This window comes from Anaerosporobacter sp. (genome assembly GCF_965301125.1).
Window position 1 is genome coordinate 2,166 of sequence record NZ_CBDLAM010000174.1, and the last position, 5,627, is coordinate 7,792.

Annotated in this window: 6 protein-coding genes; all 6 read right to left on the reverse strand. The window is 31.6% G+C overall.

Annotation, left to right across the window (positions count from 1 at the left end):
• Positions 1-301 precede the first annotated feature (301 nt).
• Complete coding sequence (locus tag ACW2QF_RS15655) at positions 302-577, reverse strand: HPr family phosphocarrier protein (RefSeq protein ID WP_455716945.1); 276 nt, start codon at positions 575-577, stop codon at positions 302-304.
• A 35-nt stretch (positions 578-612) separates the two neighbouring features.
• Positions 613-2,037 (reverse strand): CdaR family protein, encoded by a 1,425-nt coding sequence (locus ACW2QF_RS15660; RefSeq protein WP_455716946.1) that lies wholly within the window; start codon positions 2,035-2,037, stop codon positions 613-615.
• Positions 2,018-2,896, reverse strand: a complete 879-nt coding sequence (cdaA, locus tag ACW2QF_RS15665) for a diadenylate cyclase CdaA (RefSeq protein ID WP_455716947.1) — start codon at positions 2,894-2,896, stop codon at positions 2,018-2,020. Before cdaA ends, ACW2QF_RS15660 begins: the two co-directional genes overlap by 20 nt.
• A 44-nt stretch (positions 2,897-2,940) precedes the next feature.
• Entirely contained in the window at positions 2,941-3,996 is a 1,056-nt protein-coding gene (locus ACW2QF_RS15670) for a hypothetical protein (RefSeq protein ID WP_455716948.1), read from the reverse strand.
• A 14-nt stretch (positions 3,997-4,010) separates the two neighbouring features.
• Positions 4,011-4,415 (reverse strand): hypothetical protein, encoded by a 405-nt coding sequence (locus ACW2QF_RS15675; RefSeq protein WP_455716949.1) that lies wholly within the window; start codon positions 4,413-4,415, stop codon positions 4,011-4,013.
• 224 nt (positions 4,416-4,639) lie between these two features.
• Positions 4,640-5,569, reverse strand: coding sequence for an SPFH domain-containing protein (locus ACW2QF_RS15680; protein ID WP_455716950.1), 930 nt, complete (start codon positions 5,567-5,569; stop codon positions 4,640-4,642).
• Between the last annotated feature and the right edge of the window lie 58 nt (positions 5,570-5,627).

A 5,627-nucleotide genomic window follows, 5' to 3' on the forward strand; every position in this document is an offset into this window, starting at 1 on the left:
TCTATATATAGTAAATCGATGGTACCAATTTAAGTTTCCTTTTAATTGGCATCATCGACTCATGACAAAGAACGGTAAAGATTGACTTCTTTGTCATAATCTTGTTCCATGAACTATCCAAATTTATCTATGAATAGTTTTGTTTTACATTATATCATTAGCACTTTACTTTATCAACAAATATTTTAAAGCACCAGTAAAAAGATATTTCCAAATCCTATAGAACATTATCAAAAAATAAATCGCCCATCGTTTAGACGGGCGACTTAGTATATACTATATTTGGTTTTTGTCAAGTCTTCTACTCTTCTTGATTTTCTTTAAATATTGATTCGAGTAAGTTAACTATCGCTTGTAAAGCTTCTTCTTCATCTACTCCATCACATTGTATCTCAATCTCCATACCAGTTCTTACACAAGCACCTAGTACTCCTAATACACTTTTCGCATTTACTGATTTTGTTTCTGTCATTAGAGTAATATGGCAAGAATACTTTAAAGCTTCTTGACATAGCAAGCTAGCTGGTCGCAAATGTAGTCCATATATACTTTGTACTACCATCTTTTGACTTACCATAGTGCCTCCTTACGTTATCTTATTGGCGCAGTTCACTAATCATTGTTATCTTCAACATCTGGATTAGCATTATTATTATTAGTAGTATTATTAGTAGTAGTATTATTATTGTCTTCTTTATTATCTGCATTGTCAGGGGTTTCTGTATCATTGTTTTCATCATCGGTTTCTGGTTTTGTATCTGCGCTTCCACCCTGATTATTCTCCGTATCCTCTGTATTTGTATCTGCCGTTAAATCAATAGATACGGTAGGCTTATTCAAGATATCAATTCCTTCAACAGGTCCAAATTGAACTTCTATCACATAACTACCCTCTTTATTCTTATCTTGTAAATCAATATATGGATTCAAATCAGATATCTCAAGATTATTAATATCTTCTTCTCTTCCCATTATCTTAACTACTAATTTATTTGATACTAAATCACTTGTATAGCTAAATTTCAGTTTATCATTCAAATTCTTAAATTGGATATCTTTCACATCAAAAGTAAAATCTTTAATCTGTAACTTTTCAATGACTATATTCACCATTACAGAAAGACTCTCTTCCTCTAGAATTACACCATCTGGTATATAATTCTCTAAGTTAATCTCTGTTTCAATATCTGCATATTGACCTGATATATCAATTGGAATTACAATTTTGCTAACTTCATTTAGTACTTTCTTATCTCCAGCAATTGTCACACTCTTTGGCTCATATTCCGTACTAATATATTTGTATCCATGTAATGGATTTCCTTGTATTTCAATATCAACTGGCACTATTTTAGTATTCAATAAAGTACCAACAACTTTGACCTCTCTTGTACTAAAGGTCATCTTAGATGAATTGATTTCTTTTCCATCAGCGTCATAAACTTTTGGTACACCAGTTACCGTAAAATTCTCAGAGACATTAGATACATCAATATCAACCCGAACTTGATCAATCTTACTAATCTGTGACTTTGCACCAGTAACTTGAATTATATTCGGTTTCGTTTTAATCTCACCGATACAATATCCATCTTCAACTGTTCCCTTTTTGACAACAGTTACTTTGAATTGCTTTGTCTCTGCTTCTTCAAGAGAAACAATTAAAGTATCTACTGAACCAATTGTTATACTTGGTGTATCAGCATCTGTTAGGTACTTTGTTAGCTCTACTTTAATTGGAACAGCATTCCATCTTGATAGTTTAGATAGGTCAGCATATGCACTAAAATCCGATGTTGTCAAATTCTCTACAACACTTCTCTTACCTTTAACTGTAATCGTAACAGCATCGCCTTCTAATACCTCGTAACACATTCCTTGCTCTGAGATTACATTTTCATTTCGCTTCTCAACAGACAAACGAAATGTTCTTGTAATTGCAGGATCATCTATATTTACGATAATAAACCATATAAGTGCGGCAAGACCCAAAGATAAAATTTTTAGTCCTAAATTTTTAGTCCATTTTTTTTTCATTCTTTAGTCTTCCCCTCCATAATTTTAATTTTTTCGTTTCCGCCGATTTCTTTTGAAATGACAGTAACTTATTTTTCAAATAATCCCCATCTACATTGCGGATTAAAACACCACCAATTGCGATAGATACTTTTCCTGTTTCTTCAGAAACAATAATTGTTAAACTATCGGATACTTCACTAATACCCACTCCAGCTCTATGTCTTGTACCTAAGTCTTTGCTTAATTCCATATTATCTGATAACGGTAGATAACAAGTTGCTGCTACAATACGATTTCCTCGTATTATAACTGCTCCATCATGAAGTGGTGTATTATGTTCAAAGATATTAATTAATAATTGACTACTCATAGCTGAATCAATATTAATTCCAGTTCTTTCATATTCACTTAATATGATGTTTTGTTCTATAACCATAAGCGCACCAGTCTTAGTCTTCGCTAACTCAAAAGTAGCTCTGACGATATCTGATATAGTCTTATCGGAGAAACGCTCATTCTTCTCTTTTTGATCATCGAAAGGAATAAAGGATGATACAATATTCTTTCTACCTAACTGTTCTAATGCTTTTCTAAGTTCTGGCTGGAATACTATAATAACTGCAATAATACCAACATTAATTGTCTTTGATATAATCCAAAGAATTACATTAAAGTTCATAATATAGGCAATAAGACTAAATATGCAAAGTACGATAATCCCCTTTACTAACATCCATGCTCTAGTGCTTTTTATCCAATTAACAATATGGTAGATTAAAAAAGCCAATATCAGTATTTCTATAATATCGGTTAGTGTTAAATTTGGAATTGATAACCATACCAAATAATCATTAACAAAACTCTTGATTGTCTCCATTCACTTCGCACCCTTGCCTCAAATTTTAATAAATAATCTATATGTTATCTCTTCGGATCTTCATCTAATAAATCATCATAATCATCGAAGTTAGATTCATCATATTTATAGTCGTAATAATCAGATATCTCATCCTTAACAGCTTCTTTGATATTAACTCTATCTGATGATACTTTTTTCTCGTTAATTTTAGTAACATTCTTTTGAGGTACCGTAATCTTAATCTTAGGTACTGCTTTGACATAGTAATAATAATCATCATCTTGAAATTGCACATATTCTACCGCTGTATAATCTAATGTCAAACGGAAAAACTGTATAATGTAAACAATAACACCCGAGATAAGTGAACCTACAACTAAAGATAAAATCTTATCTTGAATGTCTAACTGTAAATCTCCAATTAAGAATATTAATATATTCACAACAACGCCAGAACCAATTGCAATATCAAAGGCATGGTCTATCTTTCTTGTGCGAATTATATAAGTAATCACTATAACAATAGCGAAAATTGCCATTGTTAATATCATTTCTTTATTTGATTTCAGATTATCGATAACATAAGTATACACTTGTAACGTATCTTCAACACTCATACTAACTGTAATTTGTGCAGCTTGCTTAACAACAGCAATAAAAAAGTAAAGTAATACACCACTCGTAACAGGTATAATTGCGATAGGCGTTGATATTACACCTAATAAAATCGGCAATACATATGGTATTTTTAGCATAAAGCATATTGGCATCAATACTAAAACATATCCGTGTTTTGGTGTAAATCTAGCAAAAAGTAAATATAGTATTATGAATACAAGTATAACTAATATAGATAATATCTTTGATACAAAATAAAAATGAAAAAAAGATACCATCGCTGCAATTATAACCATTATAGGTGTAGGTAAAAAAGCACAAAATAGTGATAATAATAGCACAACTGGTACACTTTTAAAACGAGGGTCATAGCCATACGAGTTATTAATTACCATAAGTACAATAAGTGCCATAAAAAATCTGATGACTGGTTTTGCATAAACCTCTATCTTTTGGTATATCGTAATTAGTCTTTCTTTCAAAACGAGTAAACTCATCATATATTATACTCTCCCTATTTCAGTTCATTCTCTTCGTCATGATAAAATTGACGAAGTTTTTTAAGATTTTTTCTATATTTAAAAAGTCTCTTTTTTGATGAATCAAATTTGAACGAATACCCAACAATAGAACCAAAGACATAAATAGTAAGAAGTATCAAGTATATTCCTAATACTTGTAAACCAATTACTTTATAATTTAGTTTGACAGCCTCTTGAATAAGATACTCTGATTTATAGAAAGCTACCATTAATACTATCAACAAGTAAGAAATTGTTACACTTACTATTGACTTAATTATTTGGTATCGAAGAAAATCCATCTTATAATATTTACTTAAATTAATATCTTCTTTTCCTTCATTTTTCTCATATATTGCAAGCTTTGTCATTAACTTTATTTTATTATTGTCAAGCATTGATTCACCTCCCAATAAAATATTCAAAATTATTATACCACAAAGGATAGCTGATTTCGAGAACTATTTTTATTACCAAAGGGGTTCATTCCATCATTGTTCCCATTTACAACTTCGTTAAACACAATACAAAGAAAAAGGTAAGGCTTTTAACATAATCTGTTAAAAGCCTTACCTTCGTTTATTTAACTATATTATCCTTACTCGTAAACCTATTGTTACTCTTAGCTATCTTTTCCTATCTCAGCAACACTTTTCACAAGACCTGCAATTCCTTGAATTTCTGAAGGAATAATAATCTTGGTTGCTTTACCATCCGCAGCCTTTGCAAATGCTTCTAAACTCTTTAATTGAAGTACAGCATTACCTGGTTGTGACTCATTCAAGAAACGAATACCATCTGCATTAGCTTGTTGTATTGCAAGAATTGCTTGTGCTTGACCTTCTGCTTCACGAATTGTAGCTTCCTTCTTGGCCTCTGCACGAAGAATAGCAGATTCTTTTTCACCCTCTGCCTCAAGAATAGCGGATTCTTTCTTACCTTCTGCCACAAGTATTGTAGATTTTTTCTCACCTTCTGCTCTAAGGATTGCTTCTCTTCGCTCACGTTCCGCTTTCATCTGTTTCTCCATTGCATCTTGAATAGCTGCTGGCGGAATAATGTTTTTAAGTTCTACACGATTAACTTTAATTCCCCATGGATCCGTTGCTGTATCTAGTGATACACGCATCTTAGTATTAATAATTTCCCTTGATGTAAGTGTTTGGTCAAGTTCCAAATCACCAATAATATTTCTTAATGTAGTAGCTGTTAAGTTCTCAATTGCCATAATTGGATTCTCAACACCGTACGCAAATAATTTAGGATCTGTAATCTGGAAGAATACAACCGTATCAATTCGCATTGTTACATTATCCTTCGTAATTACAGGTTGTGGTGCAAAATCAACAACTTGTTCCTTTAAAACTACTCTTCTAGCAACACGATCAATAAATGGCACTTTAACATGAACACCTACATTCCAAGTTGCTTGGTAACCACCTAATCTTTCTACAACAAACGCTTGTGCCTGTGGTACGATTTTGATACAGGATGCAAGAATTATTAAAATAATAATCACAAATCCTATGGCTATTACTTGCCAAATATCCATACTTTAATCCCTCCATTTAATTAATAATTTAAACTCTCATAAATATAGTTATCTTGTT